The 21,795-nt window shown below is 44.2% G+C and carries 15 protein-coding genes and 1 tRNA gene; 9 read left to right on the top strand and 7 right to left on the bottom strand.

Annotation, left to right across the window (positions count from 1 at the left end; genetic code table 11):
- Nucleotides 1–84 precede the first annotated feature (84 nt).
- The 7 genes from ATB74_RS15405 (at nt 85) to ATB74_RS15375 (ending at nt 9,727) form a co-directional block, all read left to right on the top strand.
- Nucleotides 85–609, top strand: a complete 525-nt coding sequence (locus ATB74_RS15405) for a phosphatase PAP2 family protein (protein ID WP_061019082.1) — start codon at nt 85–87, stop codon at nt 607–609.
- Nucleotides 610–663: 54 nt separating this feature from the next.
- A complete protein-coding gene (locus tag ATB74_RS15400) occupies nt 664–1,719 on the top strand; it encodes an MJ1255/VC2487 family glycosyltransferase (protein ID WP_061019081.1) in 1,056 nt (351 codons plus the stop codon).
- 346 nt (nt 1,720–2,065) lie between these two features.
- A complete protein-coding gene (leuO, locus tag ATB74_RS15395) occupies nt 2,066–3,025 on the top strand; it encodes a transcriptional regulator LeuO (RefSeq protein WP_060983006.1) in 960 nt (319 codons plus the stop codon).
- A 201-nt stretch (nt 3,026–3,226) separates the two neighbouring features.
- The gene (locus tag ATB74_RS15390) at nt 3,227–5,035 is read left to right on the top strand and encodes an AMP-dependent synthetase/ligase (RefSeq protein ID WP_017062927.1); all 1,809 of its coding nucleotides are present in this window, start codon (nt 3,227–3,229) and stop codon (nt 5,033–5,035) included.
- 459 nt (nt 5,036–5,494) lie between these two features.
- A complete protein-coding gene (locus ATB74_RS15385) occupies nt 5,495–7,234 on the top strand; it encodes an acetolactate synthase 3 large subunit (protein ID WP_060983008.1) in 1,740 nt (579 codons plus the stop codon).
- Nucleotide 7,235: 1 nt separating this feature from the next.
- Entirely contained in the window at nt 7,236–7,730 is a 495-nt protein-coding gene (ilvN, locus tag ATB74_RS15380; protein WP_008219984.1) for an acetolactate synthase small subunit, read from the top strand.
- Between the two features lie 113 nt (nt 7,731–7,843).
- Nucleotides 7,844–9,727, top strand: a complete 1,884-nt coding sequence (locus tag ATB74_RS15375; RefSeq protein ID WP_061019080.1) for a sensor domain-containing diguanylate cyclase — start codon at nt 7,844–7,846, stop codon at nt 9,725–9,727.
- A 577-nt stretch (nt 9,728–10,304) separates the two neighbouring features.
- Here ATB74_RS15375 and ATB74_RS15370 read toward each other — a convergent pair.
- Both ATB74_RS15370 and pykF read right to left on the bottom strand, forming a co-directional pair.
- On the bottom strand, nt 10,305–10,976 hold the full coding sequence (locus ATB74_RS15370) for a GntR family transcriptional regulator (protein WP_081090130.1): 672 nt from the start codon (nt 10,974–10,976) through the stop codon (nt 10,305–10,307).
- Nucleotides 10,977–11,152: 176 nt separating this feature from the next.
- Entirely contained in the window at nt 11,153–12,565 is a 1,413-nt protein-coding gene (gene pykF, locus ATB74_RS15365; RefSeq protein WP_017061403.1) for a pyruvate kinase PykF, read from the bottom strand.
- Between the two features lie 429 nt (nt 12,566–12,994).
- On the opposite strand from pykF, the gene ATB74_RS15360 reads away from it, so the two are divergent.
- The gene (locus ATB74_RS15360) at nt 12,995–13,765 is read left to right on the top strand and encodes a DeoR/GlpR family DNA-binding transcription regulator (RefSeq protein WP_061019078.1); all 771 of its coding nucleotides are present in this window, start codon (nt 12,995–12,997) and stop codon (nt 13,763–13,765) included.
- Between the two features lie 106 nt (nt 13,766–13,871).
- Nucleotides 13,872–15,704 (top strand): glutamine--fructose-6-phosphate transaminase (isomerizing), encoded by a 1,833-nt coding sequence (gene glmS, locus ATB74_RS15355; protein WP_061019077.1) that lies wholly within the window; start codon nt 13,872–13,874, stop codon nt 15,702–15,704.
- 116 nt (nt 15,705–15,820) lie between these two features.
- Here the strand turns inward: glmS and ATB74_RS15350 are convergent, their stop codons facing one another.
- The 5 genes from ATB74_RS15350 to ATB74_RS15330 all read right to left on the bottom strand — a co-directional run bounded on the left by ATB74_RS15350 (nt 15,821) and on the right by ATB74_RS15330 (nt 21,788).
- Entirely contained in the window at nt 15,821–17,089 is a 1,269-nt protein-coding gene (locus tag ATB74_RS15350; protein ID WP_061019076.1) for an O-acetylhomoserine aminocarboxypropyltransferase/cysteine synthase family protein, read from the bottom strand.
- A gap of 201 nt (nt 17,090–17,290) precedes the next feature.
- A tRNA-Ile gene (locus ATB74_RS15345) sits at nt 17,291–17,366 on the bottom strand.
- Between the two features lie 163 nt (nt 17,367–17,529).
- Complete coding sequence (gene rpoD / locus ATB74_RS15340; protein ID WP_017061407.1) at nt 17,530–19,374, bottom strand: RNA polymerase sigma factor RpoD; 1,845 nt, start codon at nt 19,372–19,374, stop codon at nt 17,530–17,532.
- A gap of 99 nt (nt 19,375–19,473) precedes the next feature.
- Entirely contained in the window at nt 19,474–21,225 is a 1,752-nt protein-coding gene (dnaG, locus tag ATB74_RS15335) for a DNA primase (RefSeq protein ID WP_017069474.1), read from the bottom strand.
- 119 nt (nt 21,226–21,344) lie between these two features.
- The gene (locus ATB74_RS15330) at nt 21,345–21,788 is read right to left on the bottom strand and encodes a GatB/YqeY domain-containing protein (protein ID WP_017069475.1); all 444 of its coding nucleotides are present in this window, start codon (nt 21,786–21,788) and stop codon (nt 21,345–21,347) included.
- Nucleotides 21,789–21,795: the final 7 nt, after the last annotated feature.

Raw genomic sequence — 21,795 nt, 5'->3', positions numbered from 1 at the left:
TTAGTTCATTCAAAACGTCACTTAATTGTCATTTCAGGGGCATAACTTGAGCCTTAACTGAATAAGGATTGTTAAGGAGATCGTATGCGTACTATCGAACCTATTGTCCGCTGGGATGTGGCATTTTCTGTTTTCTGTTTAAAGAACCGTTGCAGCGGGCAACATGCAACATTGAGCAAAGCGGTGTCTCACACTGGAGATGGACACCTTTATGTTTTGATTGCTTTGGTTGCACTGCTGGCTGATAGCAACACCGGCCGAGATTTTCTTTTGGTGGGCTTAACCGCTTTTGCTATCGAACTGCCTATCTACTGGCTGGCCAAAAATACCCTCAAGCGCCGTAGACCAGCTGAATTCTCTTCACTGCTTCACTCTCATATTGTGCCATCCGATAAGTACAGCCTGCCTTCTGGGCATTCCGCTGCGGCTTTTGTTATGGCGACTCTAATCGGAGATTTCTATCCGAGCTTATATCTCTTTAGCCTGATTTGGGCGGCAGCGATTGCTGGCTCTCGAATCCTGCTTGGTGTGCACTTTTTAACGGACGTACTGATTGGTGCAGCCTTGGGCATCGCTTGTACTAGCCTTGCTATCAGTTTCATCCTGTAATCATTTTGTTGGCAACCACGGCCGAGCTAAAGTGGCAAATTCAAAGGAACATGCATGAAAATTTTATATGGTGTACAAGGTACGGGGAATGGTCACATCGCTAGAGCGAGAGCAATGGCTGTTGCTTTTCGTCAGCAAAATATCGATGTCGATTTTCTATTCTCAGGTCGAGAAGCTAGCAAATACTTCTCGATGGAAGCGTTTGGCAACTATCAGACTCGCAGCGGCTTAACTTTTTACAGCGAGCAGGGGCAGGTTAAATACGGCAAAACATTCATCAAGAATAACATCTGGCGATTTCTCCGTGAGATTAACCAGATCGATCTTACGCCTTATGATTTAGTGATTAATGACTTTGAGCCTGTGACTGCATGGGCGGCTAAGCGGCAAGGTGTGCCATGCATTGGGATAAGTCACCAGAATGCGTTTCGTTATGATGTACCCAAAGAAGGGGGCAACTGGATTGAACATTCAGTGATTCAACATTTCGCTCCAACCGAGCACTCTATTGGTTTGCATTGGTATCACTTTGAACAGCCGATTTTGCCACCTATTGTTCATACGCTGGTTGGTAATGAACAAACCAAAACAGCACAAGATTTTACGTTGGTCTATTTGCCGTTTGAGGAGCTTGATTCGATCTCAGAGCTGCTGATGAAGTTCATTTCCCATAATTTTGTTTGCTACCACCCGAATGTCATTGAGCATAGCCGAGTCGAAAATATTGAGTTTAAACCACTCAGTCATGCAGGCTTTCAATTCGACCTAAACCAGTGCTCAGGTGTGGTAGCCAATGGCGGCTTTGAATTGCCATCTGAAGCCTTAACCTTGGGGAAAAAATTGCTTCTCAAACCACTCGAAGGACAGTTCGAACAACAGAGCAATGTGGCGACGCTAGAGGCTCTTGGATTAGCTCAAACCATGACCTTTTTAGATGCAGCTATCTTGCGTACTTGGCTCAGTGAAAAACAGGCTGAAGTGGTCACTTACCCTGACGTGGCAAGTGCACTCGTTGAATGGCTATTAGCGGGGAATTGGTCTAATCAAGACGACTTAAGAAAGCAACTTTGGGACAAGGTAGATTTTCCAAGTTATGCATCGCTCACCTAACTCATAAGTGTTATTTCTGAATGGACCAGTCAACCAATTCATAGGTTCAATAAGTTGTAACAATTGTAACCAAACGATAGAACAGCTAAATAAGTCGAAATGAAACTCATAAGTGAAGCATTTTATGTTTTTTTATAACTCTATAAGCTTCTGATTTTTAGATGTTATTTAATCATTAAGATAAAATAAAATTATTCTTTATCAATCTTGTTGGTAGCTCGAGATGTATTGGTTAATAGTAATGGTAATCCGAAAAGTATCGGTCTGATAAATATAAGAATTAGTGGTTATCTATTCCCATACCATTACCAATTTAACGCTGTCGAACCGACAAGAGGCAACTTGAATGTTAGAGAAAAAAGACGCAATGAGTGCAATTGCAAGCTACAGAATGGAAAGCACACTTCGTGGAGTTGACTTAAATCTTTTGACTGTATTTGATGCAGTTATGCAAGAGCAAAACATTACACGTGCAGCTCACAATCTGGGTATGTCTCAGCCTGCTGTAAGTAACGCTGTTGCTCGTCTAAAAGTGATGTTTAACGACGAACTATTCATGCGTCAAGGTCGTGGTATTCAACCGACTCAACGTGCTCGCCAGCTGTTTGGTCCAATCCGCCAAGCGCTACAGTTAGTACGCAACGAACTACCAAGTTCTGTGTTCTCTCCAGAGTCGTCTTCTCGCCTGTTCAAACTTGCGATTTGCAGCCCTTGTGACATGCGTTTTGCTCCTAAGATTATGTCGACAATCAATGACCAAGCACCTAGCGTAAAACTGCACATGGATGCTGAATTCGATCGTCAACTTTCAGAGCGCATGCGTTACCAAGAAATCGACTTCGTTATTGATTACGCTCGTTTTGATGAGCAAGGCTTCTCAAGCACTGAAATCTTCCAAGACGAATTAGTTGTGGTTGCTTCTGCTTCTCACCCTCGCATCAACGGTGAAGTTTCTGCGGCAGAGCTGCTTAACGAAAAGCACGCAAAACTGTCTCGCATCCATGGTCAACGTAGCTTCTCTGAGCAAGCTTACCGTGACCTAGATTGCACGCCTTTCTACGAAGGTACGAGCTTGAGCAACGTTCTTTACGTTGTTGGTCAATCTGAACTAGTAACGATTGCTCCTCGTTGGATGGTAGAACATGCAGCAAACAAAGAGCAGCTTCAGATTCTAGATTTCCCATTCGATAATGCGGCGATTTCTGGCTTCTTAAGCTGGCACGAATCAAGTGAAAAGGACAAAGGACACATTTGGTTACGAGATCAGTTAATGATGATCTGTGGTGAAGTCGTGGCACTTAACTAGACATTAATCCCTATGTTTTATAAGCCCTAAGCTAGGAGTCTGGCTTGGGGCTTTTTTGTACCTGCTATTTTTGTTGATAGAAAACTTAGCGTGAGACGTACTATTACTTATAACTTTGAGCTTCATCAGTTGCCTTTTCCATGATCAGAGGTACACTTGTGCGCTCAAAAAAGCTTACAGGTGTAAGCCAAAGGTAAAGAGATGGCCAATTTAGATTTTCATATCGTAAAAAGACTTCGTGACCAAATTGCCCAAGGCGGCAACCGTACAGCTTTGAAGCACAAAGTAGACAATGTATGGCAAGGCATTAGCTGGGAACAGTTTGGACAACAAATCGATACGCTTTCATTAGCACTGTTGGCTCAAGGACTGAGAGTTCAGGATAAGATCGGTATCTATTCGAACAATATGCCTCAATGGACCGTGGCAGATTTTGCATCGTTACAAGCACGCCTTGTGACTGTGCCGATTTATCCAACGAACACAGCAGCACAGTCTTCTTACATCATCCAAAATGCAGATGTGAAGATCTTATTCGTTGGTGAGCAAGTTCAATTCGATGCGGCGGTTAGCCTGTTTGAAGAGTGCGAGCAGCTAGAAGTTGTTGTGGCTATGTCTGATGACATCGACCTGCAAGGACACAGCTTTGCCGTCTCTTGGAATGACTTCATGGCGCGTGGCGTTGAAGCACAACAAGCTGAACTTGACGTGCGTCTTGCTGATGCAAGCATGGACGACTTACTGACTCTTATCTATACCTCTGGTACCACAGGTCAGCCAAAAGGCGTAATGCTTGATTACACCAATATTGGCTATCAGTTAGAAGGCCACGATGAGCGCCTTAGCTTAAGCAAAGATGATGTCTCATTGTGTTTCCTACCGTTATCACACGTATTTGAGCGTGCTTGGACGTTCTACGTTCTCTATAAAGGCGCAACCAACTGCTACCTGCAAGACACGATGCAAGTGCGTGATGCGTTAAGCGATGTGAAACCAACAGTAATGTGTGCGGTTCCACGTTTCTATGAGAAGATCTTCTCAGCGATTCACGAGAAAGTATCTAAAGCGCCGTTTATCCGTAAAGTGCTATTTACTTGGGCGGTGAACATGGGAGCAAAGCTTTCAGTTTGTCACCAAGAAGGTCGTACTCCATCGTTAATGCTGAAGAAGAGCCATGCGCTAGCCGATAAGCTTGTGCTATCTAAACTGCGCGCTCTACTCGGCGGCAACATCAACTTTATGCCATGTGGTGGTGCAAAGCTTGATGAGACGATTGGTCGTTTCTTCCATGCTATCGGTATCAACGTAAAACTTGGTTACGGCATGACAGAAACCACAGCAACAGTATCTTGTTGGGATGACCGCTGTTTTAACCCTGATTCGATTGGTATGTCGATGCCGGGCGCAGAAGTAAAAATTGGTGCGAAGGACGAGATTCTTGTTCGTGGTCCAATGGTGATGCGTGGCTATTACAAGATGCCAGAAGAGACAGCTAAGACATTCGATGAACACGGTTTCTTGAAAACTGGTGATGCGGGTCATTTTGATGAAAATGGTAACCTGTTCATTACCGACCGTATCAAAGAGTTAATGAAAACCTCTGGCGGTAAGTACATTGCACCGCAAGTGGTTGAAGGCGCGATTGGTAAAGATCACTTTATCGAACAGATTGCCGTTATCGCTGATACGCGCAAATTCGTTTCTGCGCTGATTGTTCCTTGTTATGACTCACTAGAAGAGTATGCCAAAGAGCTTAATATCAAGTATCACGATCGCGTTGAGCTTGTTAAGCATCACCAAATCGTCGAGATGCTAGAAAAGCGTGTGAATGACCTACAGCAAGAACTGGCTAAGTTTGAGCAAGTGAAGAAATTCAAACTGCTACCAAAAGCATTTTCTATGGATGATGGTGAGCTGACACCAACTCAAAAATTGCGTCGTAAAGTTATCAATGATAAGTATCAAGACGAAATCGAAGAAATGTACAATGAAAAGCCAAAAGATAAGTAGTTTTCTGCTTAGATAAATTTTCAGTTGTTTAAAAATCCCCCTACGGATGTGATTGCATTTTTAGGGGGATTTTTTGTATCTAATGACATGCACAATGTGCGAAAACGCACGCCAGAAAGCTCGCTGTTAATCGATAAATCGCGATCTATTGAAATATTAAGTGCTTTTTTTTGTCTGGTAACTAGTGTTTAAACCTATTGCTGGGGTCTGGATTGGGTTTTATTTAATGCTTTGAGCTAATAGTTGGTTTTTTGGCACAGTTGCCGAATAACAGGTGTTAGACCAGATGATAATAAAGCGTTAAAGTTGTTTCGTATTACTGTTTGTTGTTATCACGACAGACAGCCATAGCCGAAAAAGTGGAAGTATTTCGAATTAGGCTACGAATAAGCCCTAGACTATGAAAAACCAGCCCAACATGTTCACCAAATATGATTGGAAACTGGTGAGGAGAGCAATATGACAACAAAACCTGAAACAGCAATGTTATCCGGCGCTGAGATGGTGGTGCAGTCTCTGATTGAAGAGGGTGTAGAACAAATCTTTGGTTACCCAGGTGGTTCTGTACTTGATATCTACGATGCGCTGCATGCTAAAACTGCTGAAATTAAACACGTATTAGTACGACACGAACAAGCCGCTACCCACATGGCAGATGGCTATACTCGTTCTACCGGTAAACCGGGTGTAGTACTTGTGTGTTCTGGTCCCGGTGCGACCAATACCGTTACTGGTATTGCAACAGCCTACATGGACTCAATCCCAATGATTGTTATTTCTGGTAACGTACCAAATAACCTTATTGGTAACGACGCCTTCCAAGAGTGTGACATCGTTGGTGTATCACGCCCGATCGTTAAACACAGCTTCTTAGTTAAGAAAGCGGAAGACATCCCTGAAGTCGTTAAAAAAGCATTCTATATTTCAACGACAGGACGTCCTGGTCCTGTGGTTATTGATCTGCCAAAAGACATCTTAAACCCACAAATCAAGCTTCCTTATGAATACCCAGAAACGATCAAAATGCGTTCGTATAACCCAACGGTTACGGGTCATAAAGGTCAGATTAAAAAGGCGTTAAAAGCCCTTCTTGAAGCGAAGAAACCAGTACTTTACGTCGGTGGTGGTGCGGTTATTTCTGAAGCAGATAAACAGCTAATCAAATTAGCTGAAGCACTGAATTTACCCGTAGTAAGTACCCTAATGGGGCTTGGCGCTTTCCCTGGCACTCATAAGAACTCTTTGGGTATGCTAGGTATGCATGGTTTGTATGAAGCTAATATGGCGATGCATAATGCTGATCTTATCTTTGGTGTCGGTGTACGCTTTGATGACCGTACGACCAATAACCTGGATAAGTATTGCCCGAACGCAAAGATCATGCATATTGATATCGACCCATCTTCGATCTCTAAGAACGTGAAAGTGGACTTACCGATTGTAGGTTCTGCTGAAAAAGTACTAGAGAGCATGGTTAACCTGCTGGTTGAGCAAGGTGGAACTAATGATGCAGAAGCAATGGAAAGCTGGTGGAGTGAAATCAAGGTGTGGCAAGATCGTGATTGCCTAGCTTATGAAAAATCTTCAGAGTGCATCAAACCACAACAAGTTATTGAAACACTTCATAAAGTAACTAATGGTGATGCTTACGTTGCTTCGGATGTAGGTCAGCACCAAATGTTTGCAGCATTGTACTACCCATTCAACAAGCCACGCCGTTGGATTAACTCTGGTGGCTTAGGCACGATGGGCTTTGGTCTGCCTGCTGGTATGGGGGTTAAGTTTGCTAAGCCAGACGAAGAAGTGGTTGTGGTAACTGGTGATGGCAGTATTCAAATGAACATCCAAGAGCTGTCGACTGCGCTGCAATACAATATCCCAGTTAAGATCATTAACCTTAACAACCGTTTCTTAGGCATGGTAAAACAGTGGCAAGACATTGTTTATCAAGGCCGTCACTCTAACTCATATATGGACTCTGTTCCTGATTTTGCTGCTATCGCCGAGGCTTACGGCCACGTTGGTATGCGCATTTCATCTCCGGATGAACTGGAATCAGGTTTGGAAAAAGCACTCGCGATGAAAGACCGTTTGGTATTTGTCGATATCAGTGTGGATGACACCGAGCACGTATACCCAATGCAGATCAAAGGCGAGGGTATGGATAACATGTGGCTAAGCAAAACGGAGAGAACATAATATGAGACACATCATTTCACTATTAATGGAAAACCAACCTGGTGCACTTTCTCGTGTGGTTGGCTTGTTTTCTCAGCGTGGCTACAACATCGAGTCTTTGAACGTATCTCCAACCGATGATCCGACGCTGTCTCGTCTGAACGTAACCACTAACTCAAGCGAAATGCAGCTTGAGCAGATCCAGAAACAGCTACATAAACTAATCGATGTACTTAAGGTACAAGAAGTGTCTGAGCTTGAGCATATCGAGCGTGAGCTGTTGATGGTAAAAGTACGCGCGAGCGGCTTTGCTCGTGCAGAAGTGAAGCGTACGGCTGATATTTTCCGTGGGCAAATCGTTGATGTAACGGCTTCTCAATATACGGTTCAAATGGCCGGCACTAGCGAGAAGCTTGATGCTTTCATTCAGGCATTGTCTGAAGTGACGGAAGTACTTGAAGTAGCTCGAAGTGGTGTTGTTGGCATCGCACGAGGCGAACGAGCGTTGAAAGCCTAGGCGATAAGTCTTTAAAAAATAACTTAAAAGCCGCTTTTTTAAGCGGCTTTTATTTTGTTAATTTTTTAGAGTGCTATAATCCTGCGCTGCACTTCCATTCATCTGAGTTAGCAATGCGAAATAAAAAATCAATAATTACATTGCTGATTATCTCTATCATATTGTCTTCTGCAGTATGCCTGTACTATTTACAGCGCTACAAAGAAGTAAAACAGCAGAGCTTTGACTACTCGGCTAAGCAAGCCGTCCATCAGTTAGTGTATGCCAAGCGAGATTATGATCTTCTTAAGACTCAGTTAGTCTCGGTAATGGAGCTACTCAGTCATAGCCAGAGCTTGGTTAACTTTGCTTCTTCTCCTTCAGACCAAACCAAAGGTCTACTTGAAGAGGTCTGGCAATCTGTTCTTGTGAATCAGAAGTGGTATACACAAATCCATCTGTTAGATATCACAGGTAAAGAACTGGTGCGGGTTAATTATTCCTCTGATACCGGTAGGGTGACGCTCCCTCAACATCTGCAAGATAGGTCGGATTCTAGCTACTTCCAATACGCTCAAAAACTAGAAGCTGAACAGATTGGTGGTTGGGGTATTGAGCTTGAAACGGAGCATGGTGAAGTCACCTTTCCTTATTCGCCAGTAATCCGTGTATTTACTCCCGTAGAAACCCCTGACAAAAGAGTGGGCTACCTTGTTATTAACCTCGATGTATGGGGCCTATCATCGCGTCTTAGCTTTTCACCTGATAACGATCTTAGAGCAGAAGTTCTCAATGAAGCGGGTTACTTCATCGCGAGTAACAACAGCGGTAAGCTGTTCGGTGACTCTATTCCTGAAAGAAAAGGGTACAACCTGAAAAATATCGCGCCTAAGACGTGGGATGCTATTTCCAATGATCAGGCTGGATATGTTTTTGAAGATGGTAATTTGTTTGCCTTTAACACGGTTATGCTCGCAAACAGTCAAAAGGTCCATTTGCTGATTCAACTTAATCAGAAGCAATTGATGGATCGGGCTGAGCGTGATCTGAATGATCTGGCCTATGAAGAGATCATTGTTTTGATTACGGTGCTGATTTTCGCCTTCCCGTTTGCTTATTTGGTGACGCACTATCGACGCCGAAGTCTTGAGAGTAAATTGGCGCGCGCGGCATTGAATGGTATGTCGGCAGTGATGATCTCTGATAAGCAGCACCGTACAATGATGATCAACAACGAATTTGAGAACATGACTGGGTACAGCAAAAAACAAGTTATTGGCCAGAATGCATTGCAGTTGTTGCTTGAGAATACCGACCAAGTGCTCTCAAGTTCGACCATCTGGAGCCATTTAGAACAAGAAGAAGTATGGGAAGGGGAAGTTCAGTGTAAGAACAAGTTACGAATTCCTTTTACTGCAATCATGCGAGTGCATGCGGTCAAAAACAGTTCGGGTAAAGTCAGCTACTACATCACCTCGTTGGTTGATATTTCCGTAAGGAAGGAGCTTGAGGTGCGTTTGAGGATCTTAAGTGAACGTGACTCTTTGAGTAATCTTTGGAACCGACGAAAGTTTGAAGAGCAGTTGGCTTACTACTCTCGCTTGGTTGAACGTTATCCTAATGAAGCGACTACTTGCTTAGCCTTAGTCGACATCGATAACTTTAAGCGAATCAATGACGAACTTGGCCACGACGAAGGCGACCGAGTGATTGCTGGTGTTGCTAAACTTCTGCAAGACAGCCTTCGTGGGACTGACTTTGTTGCACGTGTCGGAGGAGAAGAGTTTGCACTCTTGATGCCACACACCTCACTGCCAGAAGCAAAACGCGTATTGGATCGTTTACGAATCGAGATTGAGCTAGCCGCCGGAACTAAGGTAACCGTGAGTGTTGGCTTTACGGATTTAACCAGTAACAGCACTCGCTCATACAAGTGTGCGGATGTTGCGCTTTACGAATCTAAATCGTCTGGCCGTAACACGGTCTCTATGTGTCCTAGCTATGATGATGTCGCTTAGGTTCGCCTCTATTTAGCCCTCTCTTCTATTTGCTTCACCTTTCAAGCTGCTCCTCGATTCATTTTCCCTTTCCCCTTTTTATTAGGAATCTCACTTTTGAGCGACCTATGTCACAAAATCTATACAGTTAGACTAAAGTCTAATGTTGGTGAAAATTTGAGCTAAAATGAACAATAAGTAAACTACTTTGCTTCAGATTACATCGTGTTAAACGATGTAATAAATAGAGTGTTTACCAGATGTAAAAGGATGACACCGTTAACTTAATTCAGCTGGTTAGCTAGCCTTATCAACAATTTGAAAGGCAGCAGTAGAATTAGGTTAGCTGGAGCAAGAGTTTGGGGATCATACAGTCTGGTTAAAAGAGGCGTGGTATGTTTGTCGATTTTTTAGTGAGGTTAACCATAGGCACATTAGCCATTCTTGGCTTTCAGCTGAGTGCATTGTATTTTTTACCTATGGTTGTGCTGCTCAATACTCATCACAAAGAGTTTTTTGGGTGGTAGTTCAGTCGTGGTACTGGAAAAAAACGGAGCCGTTGGGCTCCGTTTTTATTTGGTGAGAATCTATCTTGGCATTATGCAGCTTCGATAACTTCTTCAATTCGTTTCATTGAACCTAGTAAGTGTTGATCAAGCAGTTCTGTCGCTTGTTCTACATTCTTAGAGAGTACTAGTTTCATGATCATTTCGTGCTCATCAATATTGAACAGATCATCAGATGCATTTTCTGCAGACATTGCTAGGAAGCGGTAACGTTTCACTTGGTTGATCAAGTCATCAAAGAATTTAAACATGTTCTCTGAATCGGCACCTTCAAGCAGTGCGACATGGAATTGCTGATGGCGCTCTTCCCATTCAACACAATCAAACTCTTCAGATACGTACTGCACTCGTGACAGTTTATGGTAAGACGTTAGTACATCCAGTTCCCAACTCTCATCACCTGCTGAAATCGCTTTTTTAAGCAGAACAGATGATACAACACGAAGACTTTCGTATAGGTCATTCAGTTCTTTCTTTGATACAGGAGATACCCAGCAGCCCTTTTGTGGCTCTAGCTTTACGTATTTACTCCAAGATAACTGTACCAAGGCTTCGCGAATAGGAGATGCGCCAACGTTGTAGCGTGCTTTTAGATCAGCAACAACGAGCTTTTGGCCTGGGGTTAACTCACCATTAAGAATATCTTGGCGAATCATCTTTGATACTTTGTCAGTGAGCGTAGGACTAGACATTACAAACCTCATCTATATATGATTTCTAGTCTGCTAATCCGTCTCTTTGAAAGAGCTAATTGGAAGTTAACAGTACGTAGTTCTATTGCGATTGATAATACAGCGTACTGAAAAGTTAGGCAAGATTTTGTTTCATAAAAAAAGAGGGCCGAAGCCCTCTTTTATATTTTATACGAATCGGTTCATTCTTATAGAACGTGAACAGATGCCGTGTTTGTAGTACCAGAAGCTACTAGAGCACCAGAAACCATAACTACGATGTCGCCTTTGTTACCTAGGCCAGATTGTAGAGCGATTTCTTTACCGTTGATGTAGAACGCGTCTGTGTTCTCGATAGAGTCAACAAGAACTGGCTTAACACCTTTAGTAAGAACTAGCTGTGCAGCTGTCTTTTCGTTAGTTGTTAGAGCAAGGATGTTTGCAGTTGGGAAGTACTTACGTACTGAACGTGCAGACTTACCGCCTTCAGTTGCAACAACGATTAGAGGAGCAGCTAGCTTCTCTGCTGTGTCTACAGCGCCTTTACATACTGCTTCAGTGATGCGTAGACGTGGGCTGTCTAGACGAGAACCTAGCTCAGCTTTAAGAGCTGAATCAGTACGGTTCGCGATTTGAGCCATGATAGTAACAGCTTCAACTGGGTACTTACCTTTAGCAGTTTCGCCAGAAAGCATTACTGCATCAGTACCATCCATGATTGCGTTCGCAACGTCACCCGCTTCTGCACGAGTTGGACGTGGGTTGCTGATCATAGAGTCAAGCATTTGAGTTGCAGTGATAACCATCTTACGTGCGCGGTTACACTTCTCGATCATCATCTTCTGAGCGAAGATTACTTCTTCAGCTGGGATTTCAACACCTAGGTCACCACGAGCAACCATGATGCCGTCAGAAGCTTCAAGGATTGAATCGAAGTTATCTACACCTTCTTGGTTTTCAATCTTAGAAATGATGTGGATGTTCTCGCCGCCGTTAGCATTTAGAAGTTCACGGATTTCTTTAACGTCTTCTTCTTTACGGATGAAAGAAGCGGCAACGAAATCTACGCCTTGCTCACAACCAAACTTAAGGTCAGCTTTGTCTTTCTCAGAAAGAGCAGGAAGTTGAACAGAAACGCCAGGAAGGTTAACACCTTTGTTTTCGCCTAGAGCACCGTTGTTAAGAACTTTACACTTAACTTCAGTTTCTGTTGTTGCGATAACTTCCATTTCGATTAGGCCGTCATCAACAAGGATAGTGTTACCCGCTGTTAGGTCTTTAGCGAAACCTAGGTAAGTTACTGCTACTACGTCTTTGTTACCAACAACTGTTGCGTCAGTTGTGAAAGTGAACTCTTGACCAGCTACTAGATCTACGTCGTTACCATCTTCAAGTTTGATAGTACGGATTTCTGGACCTTTAGTATCTAGAAGGATAGCAAGTTGCTCACCTTTGTTTTCCATTACTTTACGGAAGTTCGCGATACGAGTGCCGTGCTCTGCGAAATCACCGTGAGAGAAGTTAAGACGCATAACGTTCATGCCAGCATCTACTAGTTCAGTTAGCTTCTCTACAGATTCAGTTTTAGGGCCAATCGTACATACGATTTTGGTCTTTTTCATGGAAGGTACTCTCCGGTAAGTATTGTTACAATTTGAAATTTATTTAAGTTCTGAAGATTGGTCCGCTACATCAACATTTTGTGCCTGTTGTGTAAAAGCGCGGGACTTCCAATATGTCCTTCAGAGTTGTAAGTCTTTCATCAATTTTAGTCATTTTATGACCAAAAGATTTTGATTCAATATCGGTTTTCTGTGACTTACCCCACTATATAGGCGGTAAGTTGCAAAAAAATAACAGTCAGTTTTGTAATTTTTTTTCTTTTCGGGTGCGGATTCTACCACCTAATGAGTTCAATATCACTGCTTAACAATTGTCTTAGGACAAGGTTTTATCGCTATTTATTAATTTTTTGGATCAAAATAAATGGACTAAATAGTTTCGTTGTAACTATAATATCTTTCATATCGAAACTTAATGGCCTTTTTTAAATGTCGAAACGAAACACTCAGCTCAGAAGACATGCAATTTCTAACCTAGTGAATGAAAAAGGGGAGGTTAGTGTTGATGAATTATCCGCTAAGTTCGAAACCTCAGAGGTCACTATTAGAAAGGACTTGGCGTCTTTAGAGAAAAACGGTCAGCTTTTACGCCGTTATGGTGGTGCGATTTCGTTACCGAAAGAGGTTGTCAACGAAGAACTGGGTCAACAAGTTTCGACTCGAAAGATTTCATTGGCAAAAGCTGCTGCAGATTTAATTCGCGACCATAACCGCATCGTGATCGATAGTGGCAGTACTACCGGTGCCCTAATTCAGCAGCTAAATGCTAAGCGTGGTTTGGTTGTTATGACCAACTCATTGCACGTCGCTAATGCGCTTAATGAGCTTGAAAGCGAGCCGACGTTATTAATGACTGGCGGCACTTGGGATACCCATTCGGACTCTTTCCAAGGCAAAGTCGCAGAGTCGGTGCTTCGCGCTTACGATTTTGACCAACTATTTATCGGGGCCGATGGTATCGACCTTGATAGAGGCACAACCACGTTTAACGAACTGGTTGGCCTGAGCAAAGTAATGGCTGAAGTGTCACGAGAAGTGATCGTGATGGTTGAGTCGGAAAAAGTGGGACGAAAGATCCCAAACTTAGAGCTGGCATGGGAACACATTGACATCTTAATTACAGATACAGACTTAGGCGAAGAATCCATAGCAAGTATCGAATCACATGATGTTCGCGTGATCCTGACAGATCCAGCGTAAAAACAAATTTAAGTATTATGCATTTACCTTCCTATAATTGATCTTAATAAAGATATGGCCTTTGCTTGCTGCCAATAGGAATAAACGAAATTGATGGAGTGAAACTATGTGTGGAATTGTTGGTGCAGTAGCACAGCGTGATGTAGCCGAAATTTTAGTAGAAGGCCTTCGCCGCCTAGAATACCGAGGCTACGATTCAGCGGGTGTCGCTGTAGTTGATACCGAAGCTAACTTAACTCGTGTCCGCCGCCTTGGTAAAGTACAAGAGCTAGCTGACGCGGTAGACGAGCAACATGTGATTGGTGGTACAGGTATCGCTCACACTCGTTGGGCAACACACGGTGAGCCATCTGAAGCGAACGCCCACCCACACATGTCTGGCGATATTGCCGTTGTGCACAATGGCATTATCGAAAACCACGAAGCACTGCGCGCTATGCTGCAAGAGCGTGGCTACGTGTTTACTTCACAGACAGATACAGAAGTTATCGCTCACTTAGTTGAGTGGGAACTTCGCACTTCAGCTTCTTTGGTTGAAGCGCTACAGAAAACCGCAAAACAATTAGACGGCGCGTATGGCACGGTTGTTGTTGATCGTAAAGATCCTAGCCGTATCGTTGTTGCTCGTTCTGGTAGCCCAATCGTTATCGGTTTTGGTGTGGGCGAGAACTTCCTTGCTTCTGACCAACTGGCGCTACTGAGCGTAACTCGTCGCTTCATGTACCTAGAAGAAGGTGATGTTGCTGAGGTAACTCGTCGTGATGTTACTGTATTTGATGTCGCGGGCGAGCGTGTTGAGCGTGAAATCGTTGAATCAAACGCTGAACACGACGCTGGTGACAAAGGTCAATACCGTCACTTCATGCAGAAAGAGATCTTCGAGCAGCCAACCGCGCTGATCAACACAATGGAAGGTCGTATCTCTGACACTTCGGTTATCACTAATGCAATCGGCGTTAAAGCGGAAGAGATCCTAAGCAAGGTTGAACACGTGCAGATCATCGCATGTGGTACATCTTACAACTCAGGCATGGCTGCACGTTACTGGTTTGAATCTCTAGCGGGCGTAAGCTGTGATGTAGAGATCGCCTCTGAGTTCCGTTACCGTGATTTCGTTGTTCGCCCGAATAGCCTATTGGTGACTCTGTCTCAGTCTGGTGAAACGGCGGATACGCTTGCTGCACTTCGTCTTGCAAAAGAGAAAGGCTACATGTCAGCAATGACCATCTGTAACGTAGCAGGTTCTTCGCTCGTTCGTGAATCTGATTTTGCCTTCATGACTCGCGCAGGAACGGAGATCGGTGTTGCTTCTACTAAAGCTTTCACAACTCAACTAGCAGCGATGCTGATGATGGTAACGTCAATTGGTCGTCTACAAGGTCGTATCAATGAAGAGAAAGAAGCGGAAATCGTTCAAGCACTTCACCAACTGCCTGCTGATATCGAGAAAGCATTAGCGTTTGATAAAGAAATTGAAGCACTGGCACCTGATTTTGCTGATAAGCACCACACACTGTTCTTGGGTCGTGGTGAGTTCTACCCAATCGCGATGGAAGCGTCTCTTAAACTGAAAGAGATCTCTTACATCCACGCAGAAGCATACGCGGCTGGTGAGCTTAAGCACGGTCCTTTGGCTCTTATCGATGCAGATATGCCAGTTGTCGTTATTGCACCAAGTAACGACTTGCTAGAGAAGCTGAAATCAAACGTTGAAGAAGTCCGTGCTCGTGGCGGCCTGCTGTATGTATTTGCAGATGAAGCTGCTGGTTTCGAAAGCGATGAGAACATGAAGATTATCAAGATGCCTCACGTAAGTGAAGTAACTGCATCTATCTACTACACAGTACCAATGCAGCTGCTGTCTTACCATGTTGCGTTGATCAAAGGTACCGACGTTGACCAACCTCGTAACCTAGCGAAAGCGGTAACGGTTGAGTAATCGACAGCTTACTAAGAAATAGATAATAAGAAGCCCATCCAGTGATGGGCTTTTTTGTACCTGTTACTATTTTGATGCTACATGGCACTTTAATATCTTGGTGCTGCTTACCTTGTTTAAGCGTTAAGAGCTTGCTCTAGGTCAGCGAGAATATCTTCGATGTGCTCAATACCTACTGAGAGGCGAATCATCTCTGGTGATACACCGGCTTGTTTCTGTTCGGCTTCGCTTAATTGACGGTGTGTTGTAGAAGCAGGGTGACAAGCCAGAGACTTGGCATCACCAATGTTCACTAAACGCTTGAAGATTTGTAGCGCGTCGTAGAAGCGGACACCAGCTTCATAACCGTCCTTTAAGCCAAAAGATAGAATGGCCGATGGCTTACCCTGCATGTATTTTTCAGCAAGCGGGTAGAATTCTGAGCTAGGCAGACCAGCGTAGCTTACCCAGCTGACTTTTTCGTGTTGGCTGAGGTATTCCGCTACTTTCAATGCATTCTCTGTGTGTCGCTCCATACGTAACGATAACGTCTCCAATCCTTGCATTATCATGAAAGCATTCATTGGCGACAGTGCTGCACCTGTATTACGCAGGGGAACGGTTCTAGCACGACCAATAAACGCAGCCTCACCAAATGCCTCGGTATAAACCACGCCATGATAAGAAGGCTCTGGCTGATTAAACACAGGGAAGCGGTCTTTGTGTTGTGCCCATGGGAATTTGCCTGAGTCGACAATCACGCCACCTAACGTTGTACCGTGACCACCCACGTATTTGGTTAGTGAGTGAACCACGATGTCAGCACCAAAATCGATAGGTTTACACAGCACAGGCGTCGCCACCGTATTATCAACAATCACAGGCACACCTTGTGCGTGAGCAAGTTCTGCAACACGCTCTAAGTCGATAATATTACCTGCTGGGTTACCAATACTTTCACAGTAAACCGCCTTAGTTTTTTCATCGATCAGCGCCGCTAAGCTTTCTGGTTTGTCGTCTTTAGCAAAGCGAACTTCGATCCCTTGGTTTGGCAGCATGTGAGCAAATAGGGTGTAAGTTCCACCGTAAAGTTGAGGTGTCGAGACGATGTTGTCCCCGATTTGTGCCAAGGTTTGAATCGCGTAGTTAATCGCAGCACTACCCGCACTTACGACTAGGCCTGCAATACCACCCTCTAGGGCTGCCATGCGCTTTTCTAACACATCATTGGTCGGGTTCATTATGCGAGTGTAGATATTGCCCGGTACCGCAAGGTTAAACAGGTCGGCGCCGTGTTGTGCATCATCGAATTCATAAGCAACGGTTTGGTAGATAGGAGTGGCAACGGATTTAGTCGTTGGATCGGTTTCGTAGCCGAAGTGAATCGAGAGTGTTTCGTCTTTCATGTTTCTTCCCTGAACTATTGAACGATTTATGTACGTTCATATTGCCGTCTTTTTTATAAAAGAAAAGTAAACTTAGTCACAGAGAGGCAATTGGAATTGTGTACGGGACGATTCCAACCGTTAGGAAGTGCGGGCGTGATTTATGCTGTTCTAGAAAAGCAAAAAGCCAGAGCAGCATGAACTGTTCTGGCTTTTCTAATTTGGTGGCCCCTCCCAGATTTGAACTGGGGACCGAACGATTATGAGTCGTGCGCTCTAACCACTGAGCTAAGGGGCCGTAGGGCATAGATTATAGGGGAAGCATTCAGTGGTGTCTAGACACTATAAGGGGCAATTCCGCTTACATCTTAGCCACTTAAATCACACAGATAAAAAAAAGGTGAGCCAACGCTCACCTTTTCTTATTTATGCTTAAAAGCTAACCACACTAAAGCGTGTGATTACTCGTCTAGGAAGCTACGCAGAGTTTCTGAGCGGCTTGGGTGACGAAGTTTACGCAGTGCTTTTGCTTCGATCTGACGGATACGTTCACGAGTTACGTCGAACTGTTTGCCCACTTCTTCAAGAGTGTGGTCAGTGTTCATGTCGATACCGAAACGCATACGCAGTACTTTAGCTTCACGAGGTGTTAGGCCAGCAAGAACGTCTTTAGTTGCACCGCGTAGGCTTGTTGCCGTTGCAGAGTCTAAAGGTAGTTCTAGCGTTGTATCCTCGATGAAATCACCTAGGTGCGAATCTTCGTCGTCACCGATTGGTGTCTCCATTGAGATTGGCTCTTTAGCGATTTTCAGTACTTTACGGATCTTGTCTTCAGGCATTTGCATGCGTTCAGCCAGTTCTTCCGGAAGTGGTTCACGACCCATCTCTTGTAGCATTTGACGAGAGATACGGTTTAGTTTGTTGATCGTTTCGATCATGTGAACCGGAATACGGATAGTACGAGCTTGGTCGGCAATCGAACGAGTGATTGCTTGACGGATCCACCAAGTAGCGTAAGTAGAGAACTTGTAACCACGACGGTATTCAAACTTATCTACCGCTTTCATCAGACCGATGTTACCTTCTTGGATTAGATCCAGGAATTGTAGACCACGGTTTGTGTACTTCTTAGCAATCGAGATTACTAGACGTAAGTTTGCTTCAACCATCTCTTTCTTCGCACGACGAGCTTTCGCTTCACCGATAGACATACGACGGCTGATATCTTTGATGCTTTGAACAGTAAGAGACGTTTCACGTTCGATCATATCCAGTTTTTGGATAGAGCGACGGATGTCGTGCTCGTTACGTTTGATCTTTTCTGCGTATGGTTTGTCTGAAGCAAGAACTTCATCCAACCATGCTTCGCTAGATTCGTTGCCAGTAAATAGAGCAATGAAAGATTTCTTCGGCATTTTGCCGTACTCAACCGTTTGACGCATGATTAGGCGTTCTTGAGTACGTACGCGATCCATAGAGTTACGCAGTTCGTTTACTAGGTAATCAAACTGTTTTGGTGTTAGACGGAACTCTTTGAATACGTCTTGCATCATTGTCGTTGCAAGCGTTGCTTTCGGGCTTTCATGGCCGTACTCGTTGATCGCTAGCTGACGGTTTTGGTAGCTAGTACGAAGCGCTGTGAACTTCTCAAGAGCAAGCTCAGGATCGATACCTGTATCTTCTTCTTCCTCTTCCTCGTCGTCTTCTGCGTCTTCTTTGTCTTCGTCTTCCAGATCAGTCTCAGCAAGTTCTGAACCGATGTGAGTCGCCGTTGGCGCAGCTGTGCCATCGTCGTCAGGGTCAACAAAGCCATTGATTAGGTCTGTTAAGCGAATCTCTTCTGCTTGTACACGGTCAAACTGCTCCAAGATGTATGGAATAGTGCCTGGGTACTCAGCAACCGATAGTTGAACTGTATTGATACCATCTTCAATACGTTTCGCAATGTCGATTTCGCCTTCACGAGTCAGTAGTTCAACCGTACCCATTTCACGCATGTACATACGAACTGGGTCAGTAGTACGGCCAATCTCGCTTTCTACGCTTGAAAGCGCAGCAGCTGCAGCTTCGGCTGCATCTTCATCTATATTGGCATCGTCATCATTAAGTGCTAGATCATCAGCATCAGGTGCAGTTTCAACTACCTTGATACCCATGTCGTTGATCATTTGAATGATGTCTTCTACCTGTTCAGAATCCACGATTTCTGCAGGTAGGTGGTCGTTTACTTCGGCGTAGGTCAGATAGCCTTGTTCCTTGCCTTTAATAACAAGTAATTTTAGCTGTGACTGCGGATTTTGATCCATAGATGATATCCAACTTCAGGTCTGGTGAAGGACGTTGCATTCTCAAATGCAAACCAATTATGTTAACAAATTTATTAAATGCTGACTAATCAAACAGGGTTACGCTTTTAGATCTAGCATTAAAGCTAGTAGCTCCCTTTTTTCTTCGGCTGATAAACCGACGCTTCTTGCTTTGGCCTGCAGGTTTTCAATTTGTTTTTCAACGCACTGGGCAAGTATGTTGTCCAATGAGTCTAAAAATATGTCTTCTTGATTGTCTTCGTCGAGGGGGATTTCCCAGCTCGCGAGACGAGACAGAAGAGCCTCATGTTTATTGTGTCGCCAATGCTCTAATAATTGGCCTGTGTTGATATGGGGATGCGCGTGGCATTTATCAAGTACTTCGACGAATAAACTTAGTCCGGGCAATTGTAAGCCTTTGACACTTGATAAATCCGGTACCATATCAGCATAGCTCGGATTTTGGATAAGCAAAGCGATAACTTCACGCATTGGAGTGCGCTTCAGCTCTTTATGCGGTTGAGGTGTCGGGTTCTGTGTATGAACACGAGCTCGTCTCAATTGGTTATCAAATCCAGTTCGCTCATCGAGCAGTTTTTCGAGCAATTCTTGGAAGTAACTGTCAGGAATTTTATTAATCAAGGCGCTGGCGTGTGCACGCAGTGCTGATTTCCCTTCGGTTGTTCCCAAGTTTAACTTGTGTATTTCAATCAGGTTATCGAACAAATAGGTCGAAAGTGGCGTCGCATTGTGAACTAGCTGTTCGAAAGCGGCTTTGCCATGCTCTCTAATATAGCTGTCTGGGTCTTCACCGTCGGGCAAGAACAGAAACTTAAGCGTGTTACCTGTTTTCAGATACTCAAGTGCGTTTTCTAATGCGCGCCATGCGGCTTCTTTACCTGCTCGGTCACCATCGTAGCAACAAACCACAGTGCTGGTTTGGCGGAACAACATTTGAACGTGGTCGCCTGTTGTCGAGGTGCCCAGTGATGCCACTGAGTAATCAACACCATATTGCGCGAGTGCCACGACATCCATGTAACCTTCAACCACAAGAATTTGCGGCGGTTCACGGTAGGCTTGCAGCACTTCATAAAGGCCGTAAAGCTCTTTACCTTTATGGAAAATAGGCGTTTCTGGTGAGTTGAGATATTTTGGAGTACCGTCTTCTAATACACGACCACCAAAACCAATCACACGACCACGACGATCGCGAATCGGGAACATTACGCGTCCACGGAATCGGTCGTATCGGTTACCTTTATCGTTCTCAATTAACATGCCGCCAGTCACGAGCATGTCTTGGGCTTCTTTCTGTTGGCCAAAGTTCTTACGAACTAAGTCCCACTCATCGGCCACATAACCAATACCAAACTTCTGGACAATTTCGCCAGAAAGACCACGATTCTTTAGGTAATCAATCGCAGGTTTGTTGGCTGATATTTTCAGTTGAGAGCGGTAAAAATTACTGATGCCGCCCATCAAATCGTAGAGGTTACGTTTTTGTTCGCTGTTGGCTCTTGGTGCTGTTGATATCTCGCCGCTACGCTGTTCTCTAGGAACATCGAGGCCCAAGAAAGAGGCTAACTCTTCAATAGCTTCAACAAAATCGAGACGTTCGAACTCCATAATGAAGTCGATAGCATTACCGTGTACGCCACAACCAAAGCAGTGATAAAACTGTTTTTCTTGGCTTACGCTAAAAGAAGGGGTCTTTTCGTTGTGGAATGGGCAACAAGCACCATAGTTTTTGCCTTTTTTCTTAAGTTTCACGCGTGCGTCCACAATGTCGACAATGTCGAGACGCGCTAGGAGATCATCGATGAAACTACGCGGGATGTGTCCTGCCATAAAACCTTAGAAAAATGCACTAACTTAGAGTGTGGATAATAATAGTTTGAATAGGTTACAGATACAAACAAGCCGTGCGTTCCGAAGGATTGCACGGCTTGTTGCAATTTGATTTGGGATTAAGCGAGTTTAGAACGAACTAAACCACTAACTTTACCCATATCTGCACGCCCTTGAATTTGTGGTTTCAAGATAGCCATTACTTTACCCATGTCTTGCATGCCCGCTGGTTGAGCTTCGGCGATTGCGCTATCAAGTAGTGCAATAACTTCTTCATCAGTTAGCGGTTGAGGCATAAAGCCTTCAAGTACCGTAATTTCTGCTTTTTCCACGTCAGCAAGATCTTGACGATTTGCCGATTCATATTGAGCAACAGAATCGCGACGTTGCTTAACCATTTTAACTAATACAGCAAGAATGTCGTCGTCGTTCAGAGTGATCCGTTCGTCAACTTCACGTTGCTTAATTGCTGAAAGAGCTAAGCGGATAGTGCCAAGGCGCGGTTTGTCCTTGGCTTTCATCGCTAATTTTTGCTCTTCTTTGAGTTGTTCAATAAGAGCCATAACTCAG

Source organism: Vibrio splendidus (assembly GCF_001557875.1).
GTDB classification, from domain to species: domain Bacteria; phylum Pseudomonadota; class Gammaproteobacteria; order Enterobacterales; family Vibrionaceae; genus Vibrio; species Vibrio splendidus_F.
Note: the sequence above shows the minus strand (reverse complement) of the source record. Positions and strands in the feature narration are given on the sequence as shown.

Excerpts from the sequence above, each read along its gene's own strand:
- ilvN (WP_008219984.1), top strand. The coding sequence starts at position 7,236 with ATGAGACACATCATTTCACTATTAATGGAAAACCAACCTGGTGCACTT.
- ATB74_RS15390 (WP_017062927.1), top strand. The coding sequence starts at position 3,227 with ATGGCCAATTTAGATTTTCATATCGTAAAAAGACTTCGTGACCAAATT.
- leuO (WP_060983006.1), top strand. The coding sequence starts at position 2,066 with ATGTTAGAGAAAAAAGACGCAATGAGTGCAATTGCAAGCTACAGAATG.
- pykF (WP_017061403.1), bottom strand. The coding sequence starts at position 12,565 with ATGAAAAAGACCAAAATCGTATGTACGATTGGCCCTAAAACTGAATCT.
- ATB74_RS15385 (WP_060983008.1), top strand. The coding sequence starts at position 5,495 with ATGACAACAAAACCTGAAACAGCAATGTTATCCGGCGCTGAGATGGTG.
- ATB74_RS15405 (WP_061019082.1), top strand. The coding sequence starts at position 85 with ATGCGTACTATCGAACCTATTGTCCGCTGGGATGTGGCATTTTCTGTT.
- ATB74_RS15350 (WP_061019076.1), bottom strand. The coding sequence starts at position 17,089 with ATGAAAGACGAAACACTCTCGATTCACTTCGGCTACGAAACCGATCCA.
- rpoD (WP_017061407.1), bottom strand. The coding sequence starts at position 19,374 with ATGGATCAAAATCCGCAGTCACAGCTAAAATTACTTGTTATTAAAGGC.
- ATB74_RS15375 (WP_061019080.1), top strand. The coding sequence starts at position 7,844 with ATGCGAAATAAAAAATCAATAATTACATTGCTGATTATCTCTATCATA.
- ATB74_RS15330 (WP_017069475.1), bottom strand. The coding sequence starts at position 21,788 with ATGGCTCTTATTGAACAACTCAAAGAAGAGCAAAAATTAGCGATGAAA.
- ATB74_RS15360 (WP_061019078.1), top strand. The coding sequence starts at position 12,995 with ATGTCGAAACGAAACACTCAGCTCAGAAGACATGCAATTTCTAACCTA.
- dnaG (WP_017069474.1), bottom strand. The coding sequence starts at position 21,225 with ATGGCAGGACACATCCCGCGTAGTTTCATCGATGATCTCCTAGCGCGT.
- glmS (WP_061019077.1), top strand. The coding sequence starts at position 13,872 with ATGTGTGGAATTGTTGGTGCAGTAGCACAGCGTGATGTAGCCGAAATT.
- ATB74_RS15370 (WP_081090130.1), bottom strand. The coding sequence starts at position 10,976 with ATGAGGTTTGTAATGTCTAGTCCTACGCTCACTGACAAAGTATCAAAG.
- ATB74_RS15400 (WP_061019081.1), top strand. The coding sequence starts at position 664 with ATGAAAATTTTATATGGTGTACAAGGTACGGGGAATGGTCACATCGCT.